This is a genomic window from Clostridia bacterium (assembly GCA_016887505.1).
In the GTDB taxonomy this organism is placed as follows: Bacteria; Bacillota; TC1; order TC1; family UBA5767; genus UBA5767.
The window spans coordinates 1,425,209-1,451,835 of sequence record CP069393.1 but is presented as its reverse complement, the minus strand read 5'-3'; the positions used below and the strand labels follow the sequence as shown (position 1 = coordinate 1,451,835).

General features: G+C 42.1%; 26 protein-coding genes and 2 riboswitches. Of the genes, 24 read left to right on the top strand and 2 right to left on the bottom strand.

Annotated elements, in window-relative coordinates; genetic code table 11:
- Positions 1-117: riboswitch (molybdenum cofactor riboswitch) on the top strand.
- Between the two features lie 134 nt (positions 118-251).
- The 18 genes from JR334_07010 (at position 252) to JR334_06925 (ending at position 16,270) form a co-directional block, all read left to right on the top strand.
- Complete coding sequence (locus JR334_07010; GenBank protein ID QRN84737.1) at positions 252-1,715, top strand: aldehyde dehydrogenase; 1,464 nt, start codon at positions 252-254, stop codon at positions 1,713-1,715.
- A gap of 49 nt (positions 1,716-1,764) precedes the next feature.
- A riboswitch (molybdenum cofactor riboswitch) is annotated at positions 1,765-1,880 on the top strand.
- A 64-nt stretch (positions 1,881-1,944) separates the two neighbouring features.
- Positions 1,945-2,448: an FMN-binding protein gene (locus JR334_07005; GenBank protein ID QRN84736.1), complete on the top strand. Its 504-nt coding sequence runs from the start codon at positions 1,945-1,947 to the stop codon at positions 2,446-2,448.
- Positions 2,449-2,451: 3 nt separating this feature from the next.
- Positions 2,452-3,537, top strand: a complete 1,086-nt coding sequence (locus tag JR334_07000; GenBank protein ID QRN84735.1) for a molybdopterin-dependent oxidoreductase — start codon at positions 2,452-2,454, stop codon at positions 3,535-3,537.
- A gap of 38 nt (positions 3,538-3,575) precedes the next feature.
- Complete coding sequence (locus tag JR334_06995) at positions 3,576-4,103, top strand: molybdopterin-dependent oxidoreductase (protein QRN84734.1); 528 nt, start codon at positions 3,576-3,578, stop codon at positions 4,101-4,103.
- A 9-nt stretch (positions 4,104-4,112) separates the two neighbouring features.
- A complete protein-coding gene (locus tag JR334_06990; GenBank protein QRN84733.1) occupies positions 4,113-4,679 on the top strand; it encodes an ECF transporter S component in 567 nt (188 codons plus the stop codon).
- Positions 4,680-4,694: 15 nt separating this feature from the next.
- Complete coding sequence (locus JR334_06985) at positions 4,695-6,137, top strand: alkaline phosphatase family protein (protein QRN84732.1); 1,443 nt, start codon at positions 4,695-4,697, stop codon at positions 6,135-6,137.
- A 1-nt stretch (position 6,138) separates the two neighbouring features.
- Entirely contained in the window at positions 6,139-6,648 is a 510-nt protein-coding gene (locus JR334_06980) for a molybdopterin-dependent oxidoreductase (protein ID QRN84731.1), read from the top strand.
- Entirely contained in the window at positions 6,649-7,347 is a 699-nt protein-coding gene (locus tag JR334_06975) for an ABC transporter ATP-binding protein (protein ID QRN84730.1), read from the top strand. It abuts the gene before it with no gap.
- A complete protein-coding gene (locus tag JR334_06970; protein ID QRN84729.1) occupies positions 7,328-8,035 on the top strand; it encodes an ABC transporter ATP-binding protein in 708 nt (235 codons plus the stop codon). The genes JR334_06975 and JR334_06970 overlap by 20 nt, the downstream gene beginning before the upstream one ends.
- Positions 8,022-8,750 carry an energy-coupling factor transporter transmembrane protein EcfT gene (locus tag JR334_06965; GenBank protein ID QRN84728.1) on the top strand — a complete coding sequence of 243 codons (729 nt, stop codon included), beginning with the start codon at positions 8,022-8,024 and terminating at the stop codon, positions 8,748-8,750. Before JR334_06970 ends, JR334_06965 begins: the two co-directional genes overlap by 14 nt.
- A 12-nt stretch (positions 8,751-8,762) precedes the next feature.
- Complete coding sequence (locus JR334_06960) at positions 8,763-9,524, top strand: molybdopterin-guanine dinucleotide biosynthesis protein MobB (protein QRN84727.1); 762 nt, start codon at positions 8,763-8,765, stop codon at positions 9,522-9,524.
- Entirely contained in the window at positions 9,521-10,195 is a 675-nt protein-coding gene (locus JR334_06955) for a hypothetical protein (GenBank protein ID QRN84726.1), read from the top strand. The genes JR334_06960 and JR334_06955 overlap by 4 nt, the downstream gene beginning before the upstream one ends.
- Before the next feature lie 45 nt (positions 10,196-10,240).
- A complete protein-coding gene (locus tag JR334_06950) occupies positions 10,241-12,019 on the top strand; it encodes a DUF4153 domain-containing protein (GenBank protein ID QRN84725.1) in 1,779 nt (592 codons plus the stop codon).
- A gap of 118 nt (positions 12,020-12,137) precedes the next feature.
- Positions 12,138-12,914, top strand: a complete 777-nt coding sequence (modA, locus tag JR334_06945) for a molybdate ABC transporter substrate-binding protein (protein QRN84724.1) — start codon at positions 12,138-12,140, stop codon at positions 12,912-12,914.
- 2 nt (positions 12,915-12,916) lie between these two features.
- On the top strand, positions 12,917-13,567 hold the full coding sequence (gene modB / locus JR334_06940; protein QRN84723.1) for a molybdate ABC transporter permease subunit: 651 nt from the start codon (positions 12,917-12,919) through the stop codon (positions 13,565-13,567).
- Between the two features lie 2 nt (positions 13,568-13,569).
- A complete protein-coding gene (locus JR334_06935) occupies positions 13,570-14,601 on the top strand; it encodes an ATP-binding cassette domain-containing protein (protein QRN84722.1) in 1,032 nt (343 codons plus the stop codon).
- 11 nt (positions 14,602-14,612) lie between these two features.
- Positions 14,613-15,071, top strand: a complete 459-nt coding sequence (bcp, locus tag JR334_06930; GenBank protein QRN84721.1) for a thioredoxin-dependent thiol peroxidase — start codon at positions 14,613-14,615, stop codon at positions 15,069-15,071.
- 8 nt (positions 15,072-15,079) lie between these two features.
- The gene (locus JR334_06925; GenBank protein QRN84720.1) at positions 15,080-16,270 is read left to right on the top strand and encodes a glycosyltransferase family 4 protein; all 1,191 of its coding nucleotides are present in this window, start codon (positions 15,080-15,082) and stop codon (positions 16,268-16,270) included.
- Here JR334_06925 and hpt read toward each other — a convergent pair.
- Complete coding sequence (hpt, locus tag JR334_06920; protein ID QRN84719.1) at positions 16,258-16,764, bottom strand: hypoxanthine phosphoribosyltransferase; 507 nt, start codon at positions 16,762-16,764, stop codon at positions 16,258-16,260. The genes JR334_06925 and hpt overlap by 13 nt on opposite strands.
- Entirely contained in the window at positions 16,761-17,696 is a 936-nt protein-coding gene (locus JR334_06915; GenBank protein ID QRN84718.1) for a cytidylate kinase family protein, read from the bottom strand. The genes hpt and JR334_06915 overlap by 4 nt, the downstream gene beginning before the upstream one ends.
- Before the next feature lie 457 nt (positions 17,697-18,153).
- Between JR334_06915 and JR334_06910 the strand changes: the two genes are divergently transcribed.
- From JR334_06910 to JR334_06885, 6 genes are all read left to right on the top strand, one after another.
- Positions 18,154-18,681 carry a nitroreductase family protein gene (locus tag JR334_06910; GenBank protein QRN84717.1) on the top strand — a complete coding sequence of 176 codons (528 nt, stop codon included), beginning with the start codon at positions 18,154-18,156 and terminating at the stop codon, positions 18,679-18,681.
- On the top strand, positions 18,681-19,796 hold the full coding sequence (locus tag JR334_06905; protein QRN84716.1) for an iron-containing alcohol dehydrogenase: 1,116 nt from the start codon (positions 18,681-18,683) through the stop codon (positions 19,794-19,796). The genes JR334_06910 and JR334_06905 overlap by 1 nt, the downstream gene beginning before the upstream one ends.
- Positions 19,797-19,809: 13 nt before the next feature.
- Positions 19,810-21,129, top strand: coding sequence for a PhoH family protein (locus JR334_06900; GenBank protein ID QRN84715.1), 1,320 nt, complete (start codon positions 19,810-19,812; stop codon positions 21,127-21,129).
- Positions 21,130-21,524: 395 nt separating this feature from the next.
- The gene (locus JR334_06895; protein ID QRN86880.1) at positions 21,525-23,366 is read left to right on the top strand and encodes a polysaccharide biosynthesis protein; all 1,842 of its coding nucleotides are present in this window, start codon (positions 21,525-21,527) and stop codon (positions 23,364-23,366) included.
- Positions 23,367-23,388: 22 nt separating this feature from the next.
- Entirely contained in the window at positions 23,389-25,050 is a 1,662-nt protein-coding gene (locus JR334_06890) for a phospho-sugar mutase (protein QRN84714.1), read from the top strand.
- Between the two features lie 288 nt (positions 25,051-25,338).
- Complete coding sequence (locus JR334_06885) at positions 25,339-26,613, top strand: amidohydrolase family protein (protein ID QRN84713.1); 1,275 nt, start codon at positions 25,339-25,341, stop codon at positions 26,611-26,613.
- The last annotated feature ends 14 nt before the right edge of the window (positions 26,614-26,627 follow it).

Below are 26,627 nucleotides of genomic sequence, written 5' to 3'. Positions count from 1 at the left end.
AAGAAATATATTCTCTGAAACTGATTGTCCTACGGGTAACTAAGGAAAATTGGTCGCTAGGTCGTTTTAGAAATGAAGCGGTCCCCCATTGTGGAAAGGAGATCAATAGCGGACGTAGTCCGTCTGTTGTCGAGCCTTTCTCCGGGGATTCCGGAGTTTTTTTATGCAAACTTTGAGATGGGAGTATTAAAGGGCAAACCTGCCCTGTTTTTTAGGCGGGACTGGAACCGGTTCCGAGAAGGAGGAGAAAAATGAGTTATAGTATTGGTTGTTTTGATAACTATGTGAACGGAAAATTCTGTGCTTCCAGTAGTGGAGAAACGATGGAAACGAAGAATCCGGCGAATGGGTCATTGGTAGCAAAGGTACAGAAATCCACTGTTGACGATGTACACGAGGCCGTTCGCGTGGCCAATGAAGCGTTCAATAACGCTGATTGGGCATGGAATCCTAGACGTCGTACAAGAGCACTGTTTGCTTGGGCTGATGCCATCCGCAATAACATGGATGATTTGATGAGAAAATTGAGTATGGAAACTGGGAAGCCACTTCAAGAGGCAAGGGGCGAACTGATGGGTTCCATAGGTTATTTAGAATACTATGGAGCAATGGCGCGTAGCTTGTATGGAGGTGTTACTTCAATCGATAAAGATTCCTACTCTATGTTGGTACGCGAACCGCTGGGTGCGGTAGGAATAATAGTTCCTTGGAATTATCCGATCACCCTACTAATGCGAGATTTGGCACCAGCTTTAGCGGCAGGTAATACTGCAGTAGTCAAGCCAGCCAATCAAACTTCTGGTATCACCATGGAAGTAATATCACTTCTAGAGGGTATTGATGAGATACCGGCAGGTGTAGTCAATGCTTTGACTGGAAGCGGCAGGGTAATTGGGATGGAATTGGTACGGACAAAGGGCATTGAGATGATTAATTTCACTGGAAGCTCAAGCACTGGAAAAACAATTATGAGGGAAGCTTCCAATACTATGAAGAAGCTGTCCTTGGAATTGGGTGGAAAATCTGCTTCTGTAGTTTTTGCGGATGCTGACTTTGACAAAGCGATGACGTTTGCCATTCGTAGCATCTTTACCCATGCGGGTCAGCTATGTACATCAGCTTCTCGTTTGGTGGTTGAGGAATCCATTAAGGATAAGGTACTTGATGAACTTACCAAGCGCGCTCAAGCTCTTAAGGTGGGCAATGGATTGGAAGAAGGAACTCAAATGGGTGCCATCAGTACGAAAGATCAGTTTGATTCCATCATGAGATATATCGAGATTGCTCGAAAAGAGGGAAGAATCGTTACCGGAGGAAAACAAATTACTAGAGATGGTTTAGATCAAGGGTATTTTATTGAACCGACCATTGTAACGGATCTGCCAATTGATAGCAGGGTAGCCCAAGAAGAAATATTTGGTCCTGTGCTAGTAGTACAGACATTTAAAACCGAGGAAGAAGCAGTGGCGATAGCCAACAGTACTGCATTCGGACTAGCATCAGGGGTGTGGAGTAAGGATATTGATAGGGCTATGCGTGTAGCAAGAAGGATGAAAGCTGGCTCAACTTGGATTAATACATACAACCGCTTAATCCCCGAAGCTGAAACTGGAGGCTATAAGGAAAGCGGAATTGGAAGATCTGGTGGACGAGAGGGTATACTTGAATTTACAGAAGTAAAGCATATTATGATTGACCATACTCCTTTACGCTAAGATATGCATACAAACTATTGACTGTAGAAAAAAAATGTAGCAAACTAAGGCTAGAACGATTCTCTGAAATCTTTATTCCTACGGCTTGCTAAGGAATGAGATCGCTAGGTCATTTTAGAAATGAGATGGTCCCCTATTGTGGAAAGGAGATATACTGCAGAGCTCATTCGTCTGTTATCGAACTTTCGCTCCGGGGTAACCCGGAGCTTTTTTTATGGGAAATTCAAATATGAAAACAAGGAAATTAGTGTGCTTACTACTCATAACCATTCTAGCTTTTTGCAGTGCTTGTTCTGACTCCGAAACGGAGGCATGGAAGCAGGCACTGTATGAGCAGGTTGAACTTGATTTGTATCAGGAATTGCCTGTGGATGAACCTATCTTAGCTGCCTATGTTGATGAACAAAAAAGTGGGATGTTCATAGTGAGTAAAGCACTTGGCTATCATGGTGATGTTGTGGTTTTGGTAAGATATGCTGATAAGGTGGTTGAACAGGTTAGGATTCTTGAGGAAAGTGAAACGGAGGATTATGGGGGCTATATTAGAGAACAGTGGTTTCTTGAACGTTTTAAGGGTATGAATCCAGGACAGAAACTTCGCTTAGTAAAGATGGCCAAAGATGCAGAAAATGAAGTGGTAGGCGTTACGGGAGCGACAGTATCTAGCCAAGCTGTCCTTGAAGCAGTTCAGGCAACGTTGCAATATATGCAAGATTATAAGGGAGGAAACTAAGAAATGTTTAAAATGAAAAAAAGCTGGGTTAGTGTGCTATGCTTACTAGCGATTGTTTTATTGGTGGCTGGTTGTTCACAACCTACAGCCAATGAAGAAGAGAGTATGGGTTCTTTTACGGTAACAGGAATTGGAGATGAGCGTGTAATCTCTGTGGCCGATATTATCGAGCAATATGATGCTGTGGAAATGGATGTTACCAGCGTCGATTCAGCAGGCGAAACGAATGAATATCATGTCAAGGGCGTTCGTTTAGCAGATGTACTCGCAGGTGAAGGAATCTCAGCGGAAGATTATAGTAGTATGCGGGCGGTGGCTGGTGATGGATACGCCATTGAAGTACCGCAGGAAATTGTCGAAATTCGAGACATTGTGCTAGCTTATGAAATGGATGGAGAAGCACTTCCGGAAGATAGCAAACCGATTCGCCTGATTGTGCCGGAAGAGCGTTCCATGTATTGGGTACGCAATATGGCTACCTTGGATCTGATGCAAACAAAGCAGGTTGTTGAAACCACTAAAATTGTATTTTTAGACACGGCAGTTGCTGACTTAACCCAAGAGCCCTACACCTACTATGATAGCGAAGATATGGCTGTATCCATGACTGAGCTTCTGGCTACTTATGGTGTTGAAGGTTCGGACGATATATATTTTGTGTCAGCGGACGGTTTAGAAAAAGAGGAAACAAGAGACAATGTCGAGTTGGGCTATTTGAAGATTACAGGCGAGGATACTCCACTATTCTTGTCGCCTGACCTGCCGAAGGGTATGCATATTAAGCAGGTATTAAGTTTTAGTCAACCAGGAATCAGCTTTTATAGTTTAGAAAGTGGTTTTGCATCCCAAGAGATAGGAACAATAGATAAGTTTGAGGGCATTTCACTTCAAGAAATTGCCGGGCTTACTGGTTTGAAGGAAGCCTCTAGCTATCTTCTAACGGCTCGCGATGGCTATTCGGTCTCTGTAGAAGCAGATTATTTTAATTCCGGTATAATTTATTTCAAAGATGGAACGTACCGTTCGGTATTCCCAGATTTGGATAAAGCAACAAAAGTTAAGGAGATTCTAAGCATTGAAGCCGAATAGGCAATGTTGGGATAGATTAGGGAAAGAGGAGAATTAACATGAAAAAATTTGGAGCATTATTATTGATTGTCTTTTTAGCTATCGGCATGTTGGCTGGTTGTGCAACCGAACCTGCTGCAGAAGAACCAGCCGTAGAGGAACCAGTTGCAGAAGAACCCGCTGTAGAAGAACCTGCCGCAGAAGAACCTGCTGCGGAATGGACCATTGATATCAATGGAACTATGTTTACCCAAGCAGACTACGATGCCATTGATGAGGTGGAGATTTCTGCAACCAAAAAAAATAAGGATGGTACTGAAACAACGCAGACTTGGAAGGGTGTTCCCTTGAAAGCAGTATTAGACTATGTGGGTGCGGAAGGATATGCAGTAGTGACTTGTGAAGCCAGCGATGGTTACGCCAAGGATATTGATGATATGACATTGGTTGAAAGCGAAGGAACCATTTTGGGCACTATGGTAGACGGAGAAGCAGTAAGTGCGGAAGATGGTTATATCGAATTGGTTATGGATGGCAAGGGCTCTAACTGGTGGATTAAGAATTTGGTGAAGATAACAACCAAGTAAGAGGATAAAATGGGTTTTCTTAGTAAACATTTAAGAGATTTTTCTATAATGGAACTAGTACTAATCGGTTTGGTGGCTGCTTTAGGGGTAGCTACTAAACCGATTGTTGTGCCTCTAGTACATATTATTACCGGACCTCTTTTTATACCCGGTGGAGCAGTAGCTGGTGGATTTTACATGCTCTGGATTGTATTAGGAGCAGGCATCATCAGGCGCAGGGGTGCCGGCAGTTTCATTGCCTTAACACAGGCACTTTTGGTGGTTGTGTTGGGCGTATATGGAACGCATGGTATTGTTAGTGTCCTGACATATACTTTGCCAGGTATTGGAGTGGATTTGGTTTTTCTATTTTCGCGTGATAAGAAGTATACGCCATTGCACTATTTTTTAGCTGGTGGGCTAGCCAACTTGATTGGGACTCTCAGTGTGAACTGGGTGTTTTTCCAACTTCCGCTCGTTCCTCTATTGCTAAGCCTTAGTGTGGCTCTTCTTTCAGGTGGCTTAGGCGGATTGATTGCTTACCAAGTAGCCAAACGATTTGCAGCACTGCATTTGCTAAAACAGGACCAAGGTTAGCGAGGTGAAAATAAATTGAATTTTAAAAAGTATGTTTGGCCAATGGCAAGTTTTGTATTGGCAGCATTGCTAGTTGTGAGTTTATTTTATAAGGTTGGGGAGGATGAGTATAGACCGCGCGTGGAAATAATGGGTGATGTGAACCAGACCATCACTTTTAGTAATTTGGATGAAATTGATCCAGAATACCAAGACCAAGTTTCCTTGGCGTCCCTTTTAGAGGTGTGTGAACCTTGGGAGGATGACTATAGTGTTTTGCTTATTGGCGCTGACGGACTTGTCGCCCAGATAGATGAAAGACTCGAAGAGACTTGGCTTCAGTTCAGCACAGCAAATGGATGGGAGATTCGTGACGACGTGCATCCCGTTAGTGCACAAATAAAGCATCTAAGCCAGATTGTGGTGGTTGCCACGTCTGATACTAGTCTTTTATCCATTGGAGTAGATACAAGAAGTGGGGAACTCTTAAGGACTACACCGGGTAATCTAGTATTGCAAGGTTTGAAAAGGCACCTGAATTGGGAAGGCTCATCCAATATAGACCGCGAGTCGGGTACTTATGGGGTGGATATTTACACTAGTCTTTGGACACTCCCTATGGATAGTATCTTAAACACGGAATCAAGGCTCCATATTAGTGGACGCGATGGTTCTGTGCACTTACACCAGGGTACAGGGGAACTAAGTCTCGTAGGCAACCGAATTGACTATCTAGATGGCGAGTATGTCGTTGAAGACATTGCAGGTATTCTAGTTGATGCGCCTGCTGCTTCTGTAGCAGATGCATATGATGAGGCATTATACTATATCAGACATGGAGAACCGGTAATGTTACTATTTTTAGATGGTTTTTCTTATGAACAGTATGCCTATGCCAAAGAACAAGGTTTAATCCCTTACCTGTCTGAAAAACCGGTAGCGAAAGAAGCGCTTAGCTTCTACAAACCGGTTACCAATGTGGGTTTTGCGGCCATGATTAGTGGGCAAGGCCCCGATATGAATGGCATTCATGACAGGAGTGACAGATTGCTTGAGCACAGTATCTTTAGGGTGCTAGCAGACGAAGGAAAGAAAGCCCTTCTGCTAGAAGGCGATGTTCGTATTTTGGATGCAGGTGCTGAAGAAAAACTGCATGTGGATTTAAATGATAACGGTTTTTTAGATGATGAAATATTTGAATCTGCACACGAGGCTGTCAACAGTAGCTATGATTACCTACTGGTACATTTCCATGAAATTGATGATGCAGGTCACAGTTATGGTCCCTTCGGGGAAGAGACCTTGGAACAAATTGCTTTACATGATAAATTTGTAGAAGAGCTTGCGAACAATTTTGAGGGTAAGGTTATTGTGGTGGCAGATCACGGTATGCATGAAACCGAAGATGGTGGAACCCACGGTCAGGTTAGGTGGAGTGACATGGTAGTACCATATTTGGTGATGGATGGAGGAAAATGATATGAAAAAATGGCTAATCGGCATAATTGTGATTTTAGTACTAGCGGTGGGTGTTCTAGCTTGGCTAAATGGTGATCGGGTTGCAGAAAAAAAGAAAATTGAAGAAGACGCTGCTTTTGTCGTGAAGCTCCAAGATGACAGTGTTACCTATCACTTGTCCGATTTGAAAGAAATGGGGCCAGATACCTTTTCTGCGGTACTAAAAACCAATGGTAAAGATCCAATTAACTATGAATATGAGGGAGTAGAATTAAGAAAAGTATTGTCCGCTGCCGGCATCGATGTAGCTCAATATGACACCGTGATTTTGACGGCAATAGACGGATATTCAGTCGCCTATTCCGCAGAAGAAGTTCTTCAGGAAAAAAATGTATATCTAGTTTATGCCCGTGAGGGAGAACTACTGGAAACGGGGGAAAACGGTGGAAGAGGTCCATACCAAACCATCGTGGCTTCAGATCAATTCAGCAACAGACGTTGTAAGTTTGCTGTGGAAGTGGAAGTGCGCTAGATGTCAGCGCTTTGTTTTGAACATGTCAGTTTTGGCTATTTGGGTCAGGAACTGCTTTTGTCAGATGTGAATTTTTCACTTGAAAAGGGAACATGTACCTTGTTGGAAGGTCCTAGTGGTAGCGGGAAAAGCACTATTTGCCATCTTGCTTGTGGTATTATTCCTCGTAACTTTGGTGGAAAACTTGAGGGGAGAATTCTCCTAGATGGAGAACCCTTGCCAGATAAACCAGAACTCATTGCTGGGAAGGTTGGCATCGTCTTTCAAAATCCTGAAACGCAATTGTTTCTGCCATATGTAGAAGATGAGTTGGCCTTTGGTCCAGAAAATTTTTGCATGTCACCGGAAAAGATTGAAGAACGTATCAGCAATACACTTAAAGAGGTGGGCATTGAAGGACTACGCTACAAGAAGACCAACGAGCTTTCAGGTGGACAAAAACAACTAGTGGCCATCGCGTCTGTACATACCTTGGCACCAGAGGTCTTAATTCTTGATGAGGTTATGTCTCAGTTAGATGGATCTTCTACAAAGCGAATAAGAGAACTGATAGCAAAATTGCGAGAGGAAGGAAATACTTTGCTTCTAGTTGACCATGATTTAGAGGATAAAAGTATGGTTGACCAAATTCTTCGTGTTACCAAAAGTGGGATAGTTTGTAGTGAAGGAGTACCAGGATATGCAAATCGTAGAAAATGAAACCGTATATCGGGTTGAAAATATTGCCTTCTCCTATCCTAAAAAAACAGGCAGATACGAGAATTTTACGAGTGGTCCGTTACTTGAAAATATTAGTTTTCAACTTGCGCGCAATCAGTTTACAGTTCTAATGGGAGACAATGGTTCAGGAAAGACCACGCTTGGAAAGTTATTGCTGGGAATCCTGCAACCAGATGCGGGTCGTATTCTGCTAGAAGATAAAGACATAGCTAGATACTCATTGGCAAGTATTGCTAAACGGGTAGGATATTTATTTCAGGATCCTTCAAGACAGCTATTCGGAACTAGTGTCTACGATGATTTAGCCTTTCCTTTGCGCATAAGAGGAATTTCTGAGGATGATATAGAAAAACAAGTACAGCCTATTTTAGAAGAGCTAGATGTTGCGCATCTGCACAATCGGGCGCCATATCTACTTAGCCAAGGTGAAAAACAGAGGGTGGCATTGGCCGGCATTTTGCTCAATGGTGCAAAATACTTGGTTCTAGATGAACCGACTACGGCATTAGACCCGGAACGAAAGAAAAATTTAGGCGAGTTGCTTATACGTCTTAAAGCCCGGGGTGTAGGTGTTCTCATGATTGGTCATGACCAGAAATTTGTAACAACCTATGCGGACCGTTGCCTGAGACTAGGACAGAAGGGAATCAAAGATGAGACGATATGATCCCCGTACCAAGCTGGTAGTAGTTCTTTGCCTCAGCACCTTAGGTGTAATTGTGAAAGACGTCTTTCTGCTCAGCCTGATTTTTATCATTAGCATAATACTGAGTAAACATTTTGGCTCTGCCATCCGGCAAGCAGCCTATAGACTTAGGAAACTACTGTGGATGCTTATCTTGATTGCGATTATGCAGAGCGTATTCAATGGTCAGGGTGAGGTTTTGCTTAAATTCAACAGCATTACCCTCATTACGGTGGGCGGGCTTATGCGGGGGCTTGAGTTTTTGCTTCGTATGGCCATTGTGCTAGTGTCTGCTACTATTGTAGCAACAGCAGATCAACGAGAGATGGTCCAAGGATTGATTCAGGCTAAGATACCGTATGAATTGGCCTTCATGGTTTCTCTTGGTGTCAGATTTTTGCCGATTCTAGGACAAGAACTGAAAGACACCTTGGTTGCAGTACAATTAAGAGGAATAGAGTTAAATCACATACCATGGCGTCGAAGAATGGAAACGTATGGCCATCTGCTTTTACCTGTCCTTGTGGGTACAGTGAAAAAGGCAGAGGCTATCTCATTGTCTATGGAAACCAAAGGCTTTAGAGCTAGGTTGGAACGAAGCAGTTTTAAGCGCTTACTCTTTGCTCGAAAAGACTATATTTGGATGTCGACAAGCCTCATAGGAACCGTTTTGTTGTTGGTGGTGTATTGGTTGTAAGGAGAATAATATATGAAAATCTTATCCATATTTGGGGTAACCCAGTCCGGTAAGACCACAACGGTCGAAGGAATAATACGAGAACTGACGAAACGTCGCTACCGAGTGGACTCTGTAAAAGAGATTCATTTTGAAGAATTCAAAATAGATTTAGAAGGAAGCAATACGGATAGACACAAAAAAGCTGGTGCAGAAATCGTAACAGCTCGGGGATTTTTTGAAACAGATGTGCTGTACAATGGAAAACTTCCAATGGAAAAAATATTCCGCATGTATGACAGTGATTATTTAATCTGTGAGGGTGTGACAGATGCAAATGTGCAGAAAATAATCTGTGCCCACAGTACCCAAGAAGTGGATGAACGTTTAGATGATTCGGTAATTGCACTTGCTGGACGCTTGGGCAACACCATGACTGAGTACCGGGGACTGCCGGTATTTAATGTAGAACAGGACCTTGAGAAGTTGGTGGATTTCATAGAGGAAAAAATTGTAGAAAAATTACCGGACTTCCCTGAAGATTGTTGCGATGCTTGTGGACACGGCGGCTGCCGTGGCTTACTTGCTGCTATTAATAGGGGAGAAGCCAAAAGAGGTGAATGCATTTTAGACAAGAAAGCAGTTCGTCTTTATGTAGATGGTCAAGAAATTGAAATGGTACCTTTTGTGCAACGTATCGTGCGAAATTCTGTACTTTCTTCAGTAAGTGAATTAGATGGCTACAGGAAAAATGGTAAAATTGAAGTTGTCCTAAATGGAGATGATGTTCAATGACCAAGGACCAACTAGGGTTTGATGGGAGAGAACTAATTGTATGCCAGGCGTTTTTTTCCATTAAAAACCAGGTGTACTTGGTTCTTGATACGGACAAGAAGAAAAAAGTGTTGAAGATATTTCAGAGTAAGGAATCTTTAGTAAATGAAAAAGAAAATCTGCATAGGTTTTCTACCGCTAGTCCGCAAGTATTGGAAGAATCGGATGGCGCTCTGCTCATGGAATATATCCCCGGAAGCAACCTATTAGATCTATACATTGAATTAGAAAAAAGCGGGGCAGGTGTTGAAAAATTAGCAAGCCAAATAAAAAATACACTTCAGCGACTTTATGATCTAGCTCCGGGTTACCGCTTGGGAGATATGAATTTACGCAATTTTATACTAGATGAGAAAACTGGTTTCATCCGCTTCGTAGACTATGAAGAGTCATGCCTAGGAAAAAAGGAAGAAGATGCCGGTCGCTTGTTGGCTTTTCTGTTAACCTACCGCCCAATCGATACAAACTGGAAGAGGTCCTTCGTTGTTTTTTTGGCAAAACAATTGGTTTGCTCTGGTCAGGATGCAGAGCTGATTCGGCACTATGCACTAGATGAATTGCAAGCCATATCTAGACGACGAAATATTCCAATGGTTTATTTGCCACTGGAATTTCCAAGGAGAATTTCTTGAGCTTGCAGTGAGTATATTGTACAATGCGCCTAGGGGGATCAAATTATGAAGATAAAGGATATTTTTAGCAAGGATAATTTCGAGAGGCTAGGCGATGTATTCATTGACACTTGGAAACGCTATCCTTTGACATTGGCAATGAGTTACCTTGCGGTTATTTTGGTTATTTATCGGATTGCATCGAATATAGGATATGACCATATTGCTTATGAGGTAATAACAAAACTTTTACTTACGCTGTTTTTGGGGATGACCATTAGCATCGCTGCGCAAGCAATTCTGGAACGATTGGATGTTTCTTTTTTTAAACGTCTGATTTCGTATGGCTTGCAAATAGGTATTTTGGTACTCTATTACATCTTTGTTATGGTGCACTACGAGACAGATGCTGTCATGATTCGCCATTTTATGCTTATGGGAGCATTGCTATTTGCTTTTACAACCATTCCCTATATAGTAAAACGCAAAGGTTATGAGTTCTATGTGATTCGCTTAATGGCTCGCTTTTTCGAGACATTAGCATATACCATTGTACTAGGATTAGGCATTACAGCCATTTTGTTTGCTATTGAGAATCTGTTGTATGAGAAAATGAGTGGAGACTTCTATACCTATACTTGGGTTTTGGTATTTGGTGTTTTTGCTGCAACCTTCTTATTGGCAGGCATACCTAAATTGACAGAAGATATGGGAAGAAGTGAGCTGGGGAAAGTATTGCAGACCATCTTTACTCATATTGTTTTACCGTTATTAAGTGTTTATTCGCTTGTCTTATATCTCTATTTTTTCAAAATTATTATAACTAGAAATTGGCCATCGGGCATGGTTTCCTATTTGGTAATTTTTTCATCTGCCATCGGGGCCTTGGCCATATTTGTTTTGTCTCCAATACAAGAAGAAAAGAGTTGGATCAAGAATTTCAATACTTGGTATCCCCGATTGGTTCTTCCACTTTTGGCCATGATGTTCGTGGCTATATTTATGAGAATTGGGCAATATGGGTTTTCCGAGAACCGCTACTTCATTTTACTAGCTGGTCTATGGGTTACTTTTTCCTATCTCTATTTTAACCTGAGGAAGATTAAATGGAATATTACGCTGATTATGGCCTTGGCTGTGATGATGTTAGTATCTGTACTAGGCCCCGTGAGTGCTTTTGCAGTATCTATCCGGAGCCAGAATAATCGTTTTAATGAGATACTTACACGCAACAACATGCTTGGTTCTGACGGCAGCATACAAGTATCGGATCGTATTTCGGATGAAGACCTCAACCAGCTCTATGAAATCGTGTACTATTTTAGACAAAACCATGAGCTGACGGATTTGAAACGATTGCCAGATACGATTAGCATGGGAAAAGATTCTGACTTGGAAGCACTGTTTGGTGCTCCTAGACCGGACAGTACCAGTGATTTCCAAGGGAAGTACTATAACTTCCGGCTCGCTGAGGATAGGGTTTCTTTGGATATTTCTGACTATGATGCCTATTTCTCTGTTCACTACTATGATGGCTCGGATAAACCATACGAGCAGGAGATGATGACGAACCAGGGCCTATTGACGTTAACCATAGAAGATAGCAAGTGGGTAGTCATCTCACTAGACGGGACAGAACGCTACCGATTCGATATAGGGTCTTATGGTGAGGTACTCTATCATTTGGAGCAAGAAGAAGGATACCAGAGCCTACAAGAGGCTTTGGTGCATAGGGAGGAGAACGACGATGTACGGATTCTGCTTTATTTGAACTATATAAGGACGGACCTTCTTAGTGATGGAGTGGAGTCAATGGACATAGATTGTTATATAGGGATACGCTAAGAAAGAACAGAATACTGATTTTTGAAAAGGGCGGAATTCCGCCCTTTTCGTTATTTGCATACAAGTATAACGCATGCTATCATAGTACATACAATCTGGACATAGAGGGGTATGGAATATGAAAAAGAAGAACATAGTTGTCGCTTTGATTTTGGCTATAGTTTTGCTTTTGGTGACAATTCTTGTTAGCAAATCTAGAGAAAGCGATGAAGAAATTTTTGTTATGGCGGCAGCCAGTCTGCAGGATGTGCTAACCGAAGTGGCTAACCTTTATGAGTCTGAGACTGGTATAGAGCTTGTCCTTAACTTTGCCTCTTCTGGAACCTTACGCAAGGGGATTGAGGAAGGAGCTAATCCGGATATCTTTCTTTCTGCTTCCACCAAGCAGATGGATCTCTTGGTGGATCAAGGACTGGTAGAGGAAGAACACCAAAGGGTTCTAGTAATGAACCAAGTGGTGCTCATTGGCTACAGTGCTGAATCAGAGCCCTATACTCTAAACGAGGTCACAGATACGGATGCATTGCTTGCTATTGGTGACCCTGATTTTGTGCCAGCCGGGCGCTATGCGTTGCAGGTAATCCAAGCAAGAGGTTTGGAAGAAGATTTAAAAGAGCACTTTTTGATATGCAAGGACGTGCGTCAGGTGCTAGCGTATGTAAGCAGTGGTGAGGCGGAATTCGGTATGGTCTACAGGACGGATGCTATGACTAGTGATGTGGTGAATATCATGGAAACCTATGACGAACAAGAATCTGGTGTGGTTCAGTATCCAGCAGCCCTGCTTGCAAAAGGACAAGATAGTAAAAAGGCCCAGGACTTTTATAACTTTTTGTTTAGTCAAAAGGCGAAGAATATTTTTACGCTTCACGGATTTCTTACTTTGGAGGACTAACTATGTTACAACCAATTTTGGTGTCACTTAAGGTAGCATCATTGGCTCTAATTCTGATTGTGGGGATTAGTTTGCTTTTGGTCAGAATATTCACGGAAAAAGACTTTCGGTGTAAGGAGCCTCTTGAGACATTAATAATGTTGCCCATGGTATTGCCACCTACAATCTTGGGTTATGGATTGTTGTTACTGTTTGGTCGTCATGGATTTTTGGGAAAGCCTCTATTTGCTTTATTTGATGCATCCTTGATTTTCACTTGGGGAGCGGCGGTACTTGCTGCTTTTATTGTGGGACTCCCCTTAATGTACCAAAGTCTCAAAGGTGGCATCACAGCCATCGACGAGCAGTATATCCAAGCAGCTAGGACTTTGGGAATTGAGGAAAATAAGATTTTTTGGCGCATCAAATTACCCCTTGCCAAGCAAGGATTTATTAGTGGCCTGGCACTAGCACTGGCCAGAGCGTTAGGTGAATTTGGAGCTACCTTGATGGTTGCTGGAAACATACCGGGGAAAACGCAGACAGTGCCCATAGCCATATATTTTGCTGTGGAAGCTGGAAGATATAAGGAGGCCAATATCCTGCTTGGCTTTATGCTACTTTCCAGCTTGGGATTGATTTATTTCATCACATCCAAACGGAAGGGGAGATAAAGATGTTAGAAGTATCTGTAGAGAAGAAATTACATCAATTTCGTTTGGATTGTACCTTCAAGGTAGGACGAGAAGTCTTGGCGGTTACTGGTGAATCAGGGGCTGGGAAGACTTCATTACTAAAAATGGTTGCCGGTTTGATGCAACCAGATGCAGGACATATCATCTTGCAGGGACGAGAGCTTTTTAATCAGGGAAGTGTAAATCTGCGGACCCAGGATCGTAAAGTGGGTTATGTATTTCAGGACTATGCCTTGTTTCCTCATATGAGTGTGGAGGATAATCTATTTTTAGCCCAAAAAGTACGAGATGAAAAACAAGTAAGGCTGCTTTTGGCAACCTTTGGTGTTGAAAAATTAGCAAAATGCCATCCAAAAGAGATTTCCGGGGGACAAAGGCAGAGAGTTGCTTTTGCACGAGCCTTGGTGACCAAACCAGATTTCTTGCTATTGGATGAACCTTTTTCTTCCTTAGATGTACAGACGAAAGAGCGCTTATATAAAGAGTTTCAACATTTTCGGAAAGAGTGGAATATCGGGGCGCTTCTCGTAACACACAATGCGGTCGAGGCACAAATTCTCGCAGACAAGGTATTGAAAATCCGTGACGGTCGGGTAGTGCGTGAAAAATTTAATCATCTTAGTGGCAGGATTCTGGAAGTTATTGATGAAGAGTATTACAAGGAATTGGTTATTGAAGCCTTGGGTATACGCTTGAGTGTGGTTAAACCGGACTATTTCTCCCTTGCCAATTACCGAAAAGATATGCAAGTGGCGATTAGCATAAAACCGGAAAATCTTATTTTAACGAAGGACGCACAGATTGGAGCTTGTGGGGGGAATCGTTTTTGGGGCAAGGTGTTGCATGTTCATCGCACACGCCGATCCGTTAAAATTGAACTTCAGGTTGGACAGGACAGACTTCTTAGTGCAGTAGGTTTTAGTGCGGCCAAACGGCTGAATATAAAAGAGAACGACCAAGTGGTTTGCCTGCTGGCGGAGCAAGACGTAGAGCTTCTGAATACGTTGGATTGAAGGAGGATAATATGCTAAAAGAAGGAACGCAGATACCATCTTTTACCACAATGGACGGTGAAGAAAAGACGTGGACTGACGGGGACTTTAGAGGGCGTAAGCTGATTCTCTATTTTTATCCTAAGGATAATACTTCTGGATGAACCAAAGAAGCGGAAGGTTTCCGCGACCATTATGAAGAAATAGTGCAATTGGGTGCAGAAGTAGTGGGGGTCAGTAAGGATTCAGTTAGATCCCATAAAAAGTTTTCTGATAAGTTGGGCTTGCCATTTGTTCTTCTTGCTGATACAGAACTAAATATGATGCATGATTTTGAGGTCTGGAGTGAGAAGAAAATATATGGCAAGACCTATATGGGTACTGAGAGAACGACATTCTTGATTGACGAAAAAGGGAAGATTATTAAAATTTGGGACAAGGTCAAGGCGAAGGGACATGCAGAACAAGTCCTGGAAGCATTGCGAGATTAGGTGAGAAGATGAAAATTCTGCATGTCATTGCGCAGAAACCAGACTATACAGGTAGCGGCATTTATGTAAAAAACTTAATGTGTTGGGCTGCCAGCCGGGGCCATGACCAGGCTCTGGTTGCAGCGATGGAAAAGGGGGATCAGTTGCCCCTTTCTTTGATGGACGAGTATTTGGTTACGTTTGGTGATGAGAAATTGCCATTTTTTGTCCCTGGTATGTCAGATGAGATGCCCTATCCAAGTACCCCATATGGTTCCTTAGATGAGGAAGAATTATTGGCGTGGGAGGAGTCTTTCGAGCAACAACTTTTGCTAGCCAAGGAAGGTTTTAAGCCGGACGTAGTGATAGCACACCATTTATGGTTGCTTACGGCCAAGGTGCGGGAAGTCTTCAGCGAGATACCCGTCATGGCCATTTGTCATGGTAGCGATTTACGTCAAATGGGAAAGAACAAGCATTTGCGTGGAAAAGTGTTGCCGGCTAGTCGAAAACTAGATAGAATTTTTGCGCTCAATAGATTCCAAAAACAAGAAATTGCCTCAGTATATGGATATCCCTTAGAAAAAATCGTGGTTAGTGGTATAGGTTATGACGATAAGCTCTTTTGTCCTAGGAAAAAAACTAGGCAGGAGAAAAGAGGCAAAAGATTGATTTACGCAGGCAAGCTTGCACGCGCCAAAGGACTGTTAAGTTTATTTCGGATTATGGAACACCTTAGACGGGATCTAGATATTCGGCTAAGCTTGGCCGGTTCAGGAGATGTGGCGTATTGGCAAGAAGTAGCGCCTGAAGGTGTGGACTTTTTAGGAAGACTCTCCCAATGCGAGCTAGCGGAAGCGTTTCGAGAAAGTGATGTATTTGTATTGCCTTCCTATTTTGAAGGTTTGCCCTTGGTTGCCTTGGAGGCTTTTGGGTCAGGACTATCAGTGGTTATGAGCGATATACCTGGTGTTCGTAATTGGTTGGGTGATGATATTATTGAATCTGGGCATATGGATTTGGTGAAGTTGCCTGCTATGGAGAGGATGGATGAACCCATTGCTGCTGACCTGCCTTTTTTTGAAGCGCGATTTGAAGCAGCAATTCGTAGAATGCTGCTTCAAAAAAAAGATACTGAATGTATGCAGATGCTGGCTCAGCAGAGAAGTTGGGATCAGGTATTCGAGAAGATTGAGCAAGCCATGTATTATGGCTCGTAAATGTGAATATCTGAAAGATTACGGTAGTGCTCGTTGACATCTAGCCCATAACCGACCACATAGACATCTGGTATGGTAAACCCCAGATAGCGAATAGGGAGTTCAACTAGGCGACGAACAGGATTATCAAGCAAGGTACAGACCCACACGGATTTGGCACCTTGCTTTTGTACGTAATCTACTATGTAGTGCAAGGTAAGTCCGGAATCGATAATATCTTCGATGAGTAGTACGTGCCGGTCTTTAAGACTACTGGTCGGCGGGTATCGTATTTCCAACATGCCAGAACTGTCATGGGCTACAGTAAGAAAATCAATGCTATGTTTGGACTGCATTTGCTTGCTTAAATCTGCGGCGAAATAGAAGCTACCCTTCAAAAGTGTTAAGAGTAGAGGATTCGCTTCAGCATAATCGGTGTCGATTTCTTTGGCTAGGGCCTCGATACGTTCTTCTATGACGCGCTTTTCTAGCAGTACTTCCTTGGGTTTATTCATTGGTCTGCCTCCACGTGGGTTTTCAATTTGTAGCGTTGTATAAAGGATTCAAGTCCCTTCTTATCCATCAGTATTACTTTAATTTCAGGATAAAGTTCTCGCAGGCGCTCCACCTTACGCCTTTTTTCAGCCATGTATTTTGGATTCATAACAGTTAGCTCAATATAGGTATCTTCTTGCTTGAGATAAAAATCAGGTGAGATTGCTTGGGTGATATTCCCTTCATCATCGAAGGTGAGAGGGAAGGTGGTCGGTTCGTATTCCCAGTCTATCCCGTAACTATCTAATATAGCTGCAAACTCTCCTTCTACCTCATGTCGAAAATCATAGCGTGAGGTCTCATTTTGGAATAAAGAAAGCTGACCGGCATTATATGGACTTAGACGGTCTGCTTTGGAGATAAGTGTGCGAATCAATTTGCAACTTTCATCGATACCAATTTTAGTGGTATTGATTTTAAGGTCATAGAGAAACTCATCTTCCCAGTCCTGGCCATGTACCTTGCGGATAAATTTTTTCCTTCTAGAATCAGATTCAAGAAGGTTTGCGGTAGCTTTGTCAGTAGAAAGATGCCAACTTTCCTGCATACGCTCTAGGCGGACAGAAAAGGGAGCATTGATGCGAATATGCACTGTGCTTGGGTAGTCTTTGAAAATCACTTGAGATCCCATCCCTAAGAAAATCTTAGGTCCTGTGCTTAAAGTGCTTCTCAATCTGTTTGCAATGTAATCTTTATAGGTGTCTTCTTGATTGAAGGCATGGTGATAAAAGGCATAGCTCGAACGCAGCATATGCACAGCATGTTCATCGGTGACTTCTGGTAGCCATTCGGCGTAGGTAGTCTCTTTATCTATAATGGGTATACTAAGAATCTGCGAAAGTTTTTTAGCGATTTCATCTCCATAGCTACCCAATGTGCGAGAAATAGTCAATATATACAATAGTGTTCACCTCTATCTTCATTATAGTTTTTTTCAGACAAAAAGAAAAATTCTTTTCTATTTTTTTGACAGCCTCTCAGCTCGGGGATATAATAACTCTACATTCCAAGGATGCCCCAATCCCTTCAGGTTAATTCTAGAATCTAGTTTCCATTTACATCTAAGGATGTCGGTGTGAGACAAATAAAGATTGTTAGTACAACCTACCACCCTTTGTTTGCCACTAGAACGTTGGGTTATTCGAACTAGGGAAATAAAGATTCGTTGGAATGGGCGGACAGCATTTGCTGTCCGTTTTTTTTTTACTCGGATTTGAAAATAATCGTGCAATAAAGATATGGCTAAAGAGAATGAGTCTGAAAAGAATGAAATTTCTAATCGATAAATCTGATTCGCATCTTCTGTTTTATGATAAAATAAAGTTAGAAATTAACTGAAGGAGAGACATATGAAAAACGTAATTTGTAACAGACGTAGCATTCGTAAATATTCAGAAGATAAAGTACCATTTGAGGTTGCTAAGGAAGTAATTGAAATTGCAAGGAAAGCACCTTCTTGGAAAAATCAACAGTGTTGGCATTTTGTACTTGTAGATGACCAAAAAATTAAGGAACAGTTAGCTGATGCTATCCCTGAGGGAAATCCAGGACGTAAAGGAATCACGCAAGCACCATATGTAATTGTGGTTTTGGCTGATCCAGAGCATTCCGGCAATCTGGATGGAAAACCCTATTACTTAGTTGATGGGGGCATTGTCTTTTCTACCTTAATGTTGGCTGCGGCTGAACGTGGCTTAGGGACTTGTTTTGTTGGCTGGGTTGATGAAGAAAGTGCGAAGAAAGCATGTAATGTTCCTGAGAATTATCGACTTATTGGGATTACGCCACTTGGGGTAGCTCAGTATATGCCAGAAGAAAAACCAAGGAAAGAATTCGAGGAATTGACGACCATCAATGCTTTCGGAAAGGAAGACTAATGAGCTTCTTTTTGGATTCTGCTAATCAGACAGAGACAGTTCGTTCTTTGTCTGGCGTATTCCATGATAAAGTAGTTGAGAACATACTGCAGGTTTTTAAGGAAATGGGTAAAGAACGTCCACTGCTGGTGCTAGATGACCAAGTGTTTACGAATGAAACGACACAGGAAATCATCAATGCACTCGCCGAATTGGAATATGCTACCTTTTCTGGGTATCCTGTGCCCATTTCCTTAGACGATGTAAAACTGGGCACAGCTCAATATTTCCAGAACGATTGTGACTCATTGATAGCAATTGGGGGTGGCTCAACTGTCGACCTAGCCAAGCTTATTGGCTTGTTGGCCTGCAATAATCATCCTTGGTCGGAGTTTTTTTACAATCCAAATGCTGGTCGTCGAATACCACTTTTGATTGCAGTTCCAACTTCATTTGGTGGTAGCGAATCGAGTACAGGCGCTTTTGCACTAGATTTTTCTGGACCCTTGGTACGGAATATTTCACGTGAGTACTTTGTACCAGCATACGTTGCGTACGATTGGCGTTACCTAACGACTTTGCCCAAGAAGGTTGTCGTTGCTAACTTGTTGTCTATGTTATTGTCTCTAGTTGAACTTTATCTTAGAGGGAATGATGTTGAGGAGATGTTTATCCGGCTAGGTGTTCTTGCGAAGGAAGTATTGGATAAGAACCATGATTACTATCCGGATTTACAAAATTTTTCACTGGATATGGGAAAATTGTATCGAAACAGTGGTTATGGATTTTTATCCGGCTTATCTTGCTCAATAGCAGCCTTTACCGAAGTGCCATGCAATCTCGTAAAGGCAATCTTTATGAGTTCTTATCTGAGATATGAATTGGGGCATAGTGAATTGGCAGAAATAGCATCGCTACTGAGTTGGCCTAGTAGTCAGGCGCTGTTACAGGATATAGATAAATCAGTGGAAGGCAGTGGAATTCGAGAAGAACTAGAACAGGTAAAAGGTATAATTGCAAAAAAAGAAATGGTGATTGCGCTCCAAAGTGTTCAGTCTGAACAAGGAGAAGAAGATTTCAAAGGAATCAGTTCCAGCACAGTAAGACAGCTTATGAAGGAAGTGCTCGAGTATTAGCAGGGAGGCACCTATGAAGAAGATATTCGTACTTGACACCAATGTTTTTCTCAATGATCCCTATGCCTTTTTTGGATTTGCAGATAATGAGGTGGTTATTTCTTCGGTCGTGATTGAGGAAATTGATAGTAAGAAACGGCTGATGGATGATGTGGGGAGAAATGCCAGAGAATTTTCTCGAAAACTAGATCTCTTGCGTGAACAAGCACCTTTGAATATAGGGGTGAAAACCCCTGGAGGTGGACTTCTAAGAGTTGAGATGAACCATCAAAACAATGAAAGAATGAGCCACTATTTTCCAGCACAAAATAACGACAATAGGATTATTTCTGTTGCCTACACTTTACATGAGCAAAACAAGGCTGATAAAACGCCGGTCATACTCGTTAGCAACGATGCGATTGTACGAATTAAGGCGGACTCATTGGGCCTGCGGGCAGAGAGCTATCGCAACGACCAGGTCGTTGACTCTAGAGACAAGCTATATACTGGCTTTAGAGAACTTACCGTACCCGGGGAGCTTATTGACCGTTTCTATAAGGAACATCGCTTGGATATGAAGGCGCTGGATGTGGAGGCCTATCCGCATGAGTTTTTTATCTTGAAGGATCAAGAGGCTAGTAATAAGTCGGCCATCGGTCGATGCCGTGATGCGAAGACATTAGAACCATTCTTTTTCCTAGAAGACCAAGTTTGGGGCATTCATCCCCGAAATGTGCAACAAAAGATGGCACTTGAGCTATTGCTTGATGATACAGTTTCTTTGGTAACCGTCTCTGGTCGTGCAGGAACAGGCAAAACATTATTGGCTCTAGCTACAGCGCTTAGTAAGGTTCTTGATGAAAAACGCTACGTAAAGCTATTGGTGGCACGTCCGGTGATACCGATGGGCAGGGATATTGGTTTCTTGCCTGGGGAAAAGGATGAAAAATTGAGACCCTGGATGCAACCTATTTATGATAACTTAGAGTACTTGTTTTCTGCTGATGAGAAAAATCCATTGGAGAATATGATGGCAGGTACTAAAAGTATTGAAATAGAAGCCTTGACCTATATCCGGGGACGCTCTTTGCCTAAACAGTTTATCATCATAGATGAAGCACAGAATCTGACCCGACACGAGGCAAAGACGATTATATCCCGCGTGGGAGAACAGTCTAAGATTATTTTAGTCGGTGATCCAGAACAGATTGATCATCCATATATAGACAGTATCAGTAATGGGCTTAGCTACACAGTGGAGCAGTTCAAAGAACAGCATATTGCGGGTCATGTGACCTTGATTAAGGGAGAACGTTCGGAACTGGCGGAGCTTGCAGCTACATTATTGTAAGGAAATTCTATCTTGCATGAAAATTCTGTTTTCTATTGAAGAAGAGAAAACAGAACTGCTCGAATTTGTGAAACAGTAGGGACAATTTATCGAAAAGTGAAGAAGACGAGAAAGATGATTCTGTTAAGAGTCATCTTTCTCATATACAGATGAATCTAGGAGCAGCACGTGGAGTTTGTTTTCCTGATTTGAATAACGTGTCCGCTGGTAGATAAAGATTAGCAAAATTAGTCAAACTGAAGAAGCTAATATCACGTGATGCCACCTGCATCGTAAGGCATATTATGTTCAAAAATGGAGGAAGACAATTGCAACACAGGAATATATAGTGTATAGTTATACTGGGTTTGAAATCGCCAAATAGATTACTTGGAAGGAAATGTATGATTAGTAAAATGAATAAAATCATCACGGGAAGACAAAAAAAGATTTATTTTCATATCATTGATATGTTTTTCTTTATCTTAGCACATGGAGCTGCATTGGAATTATGCTTTACTACTGGAGTTCCCCAAGCGCTTATTGAAACTTTTTGGTTCGTATCCTTGGCTATTGCTGTGGTAATGCTCCTCGTATTCCAGTTTTATGGACTGTACAATAGCTTGTGGCAGTTTGCCTCAGTTGAAGAGTTGATTTCTACTGTGGTGGCCTCCATAACTGGTGTGGTACTGCTCTTTGGACTGAGTATTCTTTTTGATGTAGGTTATCCCCATAGTTGGTATTTTATATTCGCTTTATTGGTTATGGTGTTTAATGGTGGGCTTCGAATTGGGTACCGAATTATTCGTCGTTCCTTGACTTTAAATTTGACTAGTAAAGATGAAATGAAAAGAGTCTTAGTCGTTGGTGCGGGTGAAGCGGGTGCTATGGTTATTCGGGAGATGAACCGCAATCCTCAGTTGGGGAAATTGCCTGTGGTATTGGTTGACGATGATCCAGAAAAATTGGGAATGAAAATCTACGGAGTACCCATAAAAGGAAACCGTTATGAGATTAAAAGGCTAGTCAAAGAAGAATACATCGAAGAATTGATTATCGCTATCCCTGCCGCTTCTCAAAAAGATGTGCGTGATGTGCTGGAACTTTGCAAGGATACCCATACCAGGTTGCGTATTGTACCTGCATTGCATCAATTGATTGATGGCAAGGTAAGTATGAAGAAACTGCGTGATGTGGACGTGGTGGACCTTCTAGGACGTGAGCCGGTTAGTCTTAGTCATGAACACATTCGACTTTATTTACGGGACAAGACAGTTCTGGTTACTGGGGGTGGCGGATCCATCGGGTCAGAGCTATGTCGGCAGGTGGCAGCTTTTGAGCCGAAAGAACTAATTATTTTTGACATTTATGAAAATAGTGCATACGACATACAAAATGAATTGCTTAAGGAATTTCCAGAACTGAATTTATGCGTGCAGATTGGGTCCGTACGAGACAAGCATTGCCTAAAGGCACTGTTTGACAAGCATCCCGTGGATGTGGTTTTTCACGCGGCAGCCCATAAACATGTGCCCTTAATGGAAGACAATCCACGAGAAGCCATCTTGAACAATGTTATGGGTACCTATAATTTAGCTCAAACGGCACATGAAAGGGGTACGGAACGATTCCTGATGATTTCCACTGACAAGGCGGTTAACCCGACCAATGTTATGGGCGCTAGTAAGCGAATTGCTGAGATGATTGTGCAGACTTTTAATGCGCAAAGCAAGACGGAATTTGTTGCGGTGCGCTTTGGAAATGTATTGGGATCGAATGGTAGTGTGATACCATTGTTTCGAAAACAAATTGCAGCAGGTGGTCCGGTTACAGTGACGGATTCCAATATTATTCGATACTTTATGACCATCAAGGAAGCGGTTCAATTGGTTTTGGAAACAGGAACCATTGCAAAGGGTGGAGAAGTATTCGTACTAGATATGGGTGAACCGGTCAAAATATTAAAGCTTGCAGAAGACCTAATTAAGCTGTCGGGGTATGAGCCATATGAGGAAATAGATATCATTTTTACAGGTCTTAGACCTGGTGAAAAGCTTTATGAGGAACTATTACTGGCGGATGAGGGTATCGAGAAGACTCAAAATGATAAGATATTTATTGGGAAACCCATCGTTAAAAGCCGGGAAGAACTTGACGCAGATTTGGAACTGCTAAAATCAGTGGTGAATGTAGATGCCGCTCATATAAGAGAAGCCTTAAAACGTGTAGTACCTACTTACCAACCATATGAAGGATAGTTTAACCACAGGAGGAATAACCATGGATTATCATAAGAAGTTCCAAGATTGGCTTAAAGGGGCATTCTTAAGTGAACAAGAAAAAGATGAACTGAGAAGTTTAAGCGAAGAAGAGATAGAGGAACGTTTTTACCGAGACCTTGAGTTCGGAACGGCAGGTTTAAGAGGTATCCGGGGATTGGGTACCAATCGGATGAATGTACACGTTGTTAGAAAGGTCACGCAGGGATACGCGTCATTTCTCAAGAAAGCGTATGCAGACCGGATTGAAAACGGTGTATATTTGGCCTTCGATTGCCGCCATTTTTCGAGAGAGTTTGCATGGGAAGCAGCCCGTGTATTCAGTGGCAATGGGATTCCGGCCAAATTGTTTGCAGACTACCGTTCTACACCTCAATTGTCCTATGTCATCATGGAAAGTAAAGCGATGGGTGGGCTGATGCTCACAGCAAGTCACAATCCACCTGAGTATAATGGGTATAAGGCCTATAATGGACTTGGCTGTCAGCTTTCTCCTAGTGAGGCGGATGCTGTGTTCGATGAAATTGACAATATTAAGGATTATGAACAAATACAGTATGATGCAGAGGACCGCTTGGTTTCAGTAGCGGATGCTACTTTGGATGATGCCTTTATTCAAACGGTGAAGAATTTACACCAGGGACCAGTCAATCACAATCTTAAAATCTTGTATACTCCATTACATGGTGTTGGTGGCGAGTTTACACGAAATATTTTGACAGATCTTGGCTATCAGGTGGAAGTAGTTGCGGAACAGTTTGTTCCAGATGGAGATTTTCCGACTACCAAAAAACCAAATCCGGAGGAACCGGAAGCCTTAAAACTCCTTTTAGCGCAAGGGGAAAGGACCGGGGCAGATCTCCTTTTAGCAACAGACCCGGATGCGGATCGATTGGGTGTTGTCGTGCGCACAAATAGCGGGTATAGGGTACTCACCGGCAACCAAATGGGTGCGTTGATGGTAGACTATCTTATTGCTCACCGCAAGGTAGATAAACCAGCTTCAATCGTGAAAAGTGTAGTAACGAGTGACTTTCCGTCCGACATCGCTAAGAAACATGGATTGGGCGTAGAAAACACTTTGACTGGCTTTAAGTTTATCGGTGATAAGGTGCAGCAATTGGTGGATAAAAACGTGCAAGTATTGTTTGCGTTTGAAGAAAGCATAGGTTATCTGCCGGGTTCTTATCTTCGGGATAAGGATGGTATTGGGACTTCTGTACTCGTGGCAGAAATGGCTGGCTATTATATGAATCGTGGCCAAAATTTATTAGAACGCCTAGAAGAACTATATCTGGAGTATGGCTACTATATGGAAGACACTATGAATATCTATCTTGAAGGGCAGGAAGGTAAGGCACAGATGGAAGCCTTGATGCAAGATGTACGAACCAATCCCTTAACCTATCAGGATGAATTAGAGGTCATTCGTACCATCGATTTCATGGAGGATCTAGAGGGCTATGACAAATCTAATGTTTTACAATATAAACTGAAGAACGGCAGCTGGTTTGCAGTAAGACCGAGTGGAACGGAACCTAAACTGAAAGCATACATTAGCTCTTGGAATCAAGACCGGGGACAAGCTCAAAAGAATCTGCAGACTATTCAGGATGGCATCGAGCACAGAATTAACTCATTTTTGGAAAACTGGAACAGTTAAGCAAAATGTTTGGCAGCAGAAAAAATGAATTGAATGAGAATTCATATATGGATAATCTTTAACAAAGAGAGGGTACAACACAATGGGCGTTGTGCCTTTCTTTTTGTTAAAATAGAGCGAAAGCCTCCATAATAGTGTTAGGAAAATAGGTGTTGGATCCACCCTGCATTCGCATCATGTTGAAAAACGAGTACGTAGATGTTAGACATATAAACAAATTTACATATTCAAGAAGGATTTTAGGTATTACTCTAGAATAGGCATAAGTGGAAAGGATGGAGGACTTAAATGAGAACAATAGTTCATGGGGATTTTGCATATAGCAAGAAGATTACCGAGATGAGCACTCTAAAAGGCAGCTACATGATTGTCGAAGATGGGACAATTGTGGGTTTTTCTACTGAAAAACCAGAAATGCGTGAATCAGATTGTTTTCTGGAATTTGAAAGAAAGCTAATCATACCTGGATTTGCAGATATGCACCTTCATGCACCCCAATTTCCCAACGTGGGTCTAGGAACAGATATGGAACTGTTGGAGTGGTTAAAAAGATACACGTTTCCTGAAGAGGCTAAATATGTTGAAGTAGATTATGCCGAGAAAGTCTATAAGAAGCTGATTAACAAGTTATGGTCGGTAGGCTCCCTGTATAGTTGTATCTTTGGGAGCATTCATGAAAAAGCCAGTACTAGATTGTTTGAGCTACTGATTGATTCAGGCTTGTATTCCTTTGTGGGAAAGGTGAATATGGACCGCAATTCTCCAGATTTCTATGTGGAGACTACGGATGAGTCAATTCGAGAAACGAAACATTTTATTGAAAATAATTACAAGAAATCTGAGCGAGTAAAGCCCATCATTACTCCTCGGTTTGTTCCAACCTGTACAGCTAAACTGATGAAAGGCTTGGGTGAATTGGCTGAAGAATACAATATACCAGTTCAAAGCCATTTGGATGAGAATCAGGCTGAAATCCAATGGGTATGCTCTTTGCATCCAGATAGCAATAGCTACGCGCATGTCTATGAGAGGTTTAAGTTATTTGGTTCACAACCTACCTTAATGGGGCATTGCATTTATTGCAATGATGAAGAATTAGAACTGTTGCTTAATTCCGATGTCATGGCGATACATTGTCCGTTTTCTAATGCCAATTTGATTAGTGGAATCATGCCAGTAAAAAGATATCTTGATTTGGGTGTTAAAGTAGCTCTGGGTTCGGATATTAGTGGAGGCAATGAAATTAATATAGCGAAGGTTATGGTGCTAAGCATGCAATTGTCTAAAATGCTTGCAGTACATAATGCTACACCGGGAGATTACTTATCTACACAAGAGGCCTTCTATCTGGGCACCAAAGCAGGGGGCGCATTTTTTGGCAAACACGGGAGTTTAGAACCAGGCTATGAGGCTGATTTCTTGGTTATCGACGATAGCGATTACTTGATCAATGAATTGAGTGTTCAAGAGAGAGTGGAAAAATTTCTATATGTGGGTAAGGAAGAAAATATACGGGCTCGCTATGTATCAGGAAAGAAAATCGAGAAGCCTTTCGATGTTTAGATTGAATAAGAGGG

Coding starts and splice junctions, on each gene's coding strand:
- JR334_07010 (QRN84737.1), top strand. CDS start 252: ATGAGTTATAGTATTGGTTGTTTTGATAACTATGTGAACGGAAAATTC.
- JR334_07005 (QRN84736.1), top strand. CDS start 1,945: ATGAAAACAAGGAAATTAGTGTGCTTACTACTCATAACCATTCTAGCT.
- JR334_07000 (QRN84735.1), top strand. CDS start 2,452: ATGTTTAAAATGAAAAAAAGCTGGGTTAGTGTGCTATGCTTACTAGCG.
- JR334_06995 (QRN84734.1), top strand. CDS start 3,576: ATGAAAAAATTTGGAGCATTATTATTGATTGTCTTTTTAGCTATCGGC.
- JR334_06990 (QRN84733.1), top strand. CDS start 4,113: ATGGGTTTTCTTAGTAAACATTTAAGAGATTTTTCTATAATGGAACTA.
- JR334_06980 (QRN84731.1), top strand. CDS start 6,139: ATGAAAAAATGGCTAATCGGCATAATTGTGATTTTAGTACTAGCGGTG.
- JR334_06975 (QRN84730.1), top strand. CDS start 6,649: ATGTCAGCGCTTTGTTTTGAACATGTCAGTTTTGGCTATTTGGGTCAG.
- JR334_06970 (QRN84729.1), top strand. CDS start 7,328: ATGCAAATCGTAGAAAATGAAACCGTATATCGGGTTGAAAATATTGCC.
- JR334_06965 (QRN84728.1), top strand. CDS start 8,022: ATGAGACGATATGATCCCCGTACCAAGCTGGTAGTAGTTCTTTGCCTC.
- JR334_06960 (QRN84727.1), top strand. CDS start 8,763: ATGAAAATCTTATCCATATTTGGGGTAACCCAGTCCGGTAAGACCACA.
- JR334_06955 (QRN84726.1), top strand. CDS start 9,521: ATGACCAAGGACCAACTAGGGTTTGATGGGAGAGAACTAATTGTATGC.
- JR334_06950 (QRN84725.1), top strand. CDS start 10,241: ATGAAGATAAAGGATATTTTTAGCAAGGATAATTTCGAGAGGCTAGGC.
- modA (QRN84724.1), top strand. CDS start 12,138: ATGAAAAAGAAGAACATAGTTGTCGCTTTGATTTTGGCTATAGTTTTG.
- modB (QRN84723.1), top strand. CDS start 12,917: ATGTTACAACCAATTTTGGTGTCACTTAAGGTAGCATCATTGGCTCTA.
- JR334_06935 (QRN84722.1), top strand. CDS start 13,570: ATGTTAGAAGTATCTGTAGAGAAGAAATTACATCAATTTCGTTTGGAT.
- JR334_06925 (QRN84720.1), top strand. CDS start 15,080: ATGAAAATTCTGCATGTCATTGCGCAGAAACCAGACTATACAGGTAGC.
- hpt (QRN84719.1), bottom strand. CDS start 16,764: ATGAATAAACCCAAGGAAGTACTGCTAGAAAAGCGCGTCATAGAAGAA.
- JR334_06910 (QRN84717.1), top strand. CDS start 18,154: ATGAAAAACGTAATTTGTAACAGACGTAGCATTCGTAAATATTCAGAA.
- JR334_06905 (QRN84716.1), top strand. CDS start 18,681: ATGAGCTTCTTTTTGGATTCTGCTAATCAGACAGAGACAGTTCGTTCT.
- JR334_06900 (QRN84715.1), top strand. CDS start 19,810: ATGAAGAAGATATTCGTACTTGACACCAATGTTTTTCTCAATGATCCC.
- JR334_06895 (QRN86880.1), top strand. CDS start 21,525: ATGAATAAAATCATCACGGGAAGACAAAAAAAGATTTATTTTCATATC.
- JR334_06890 (QRN84714.1), top strand. CDS start 23,389: ATGGATTATCATAAGAAGTTCCAAGATTGGCTTAAAGGGGCATTCTTA.
- JR334_06885 (QRN84713.1), top strand. CDS start 25,339: ATGAGAACAATAGTTCATGGGGATTTTGCATATAGCAAGAAGATTACC.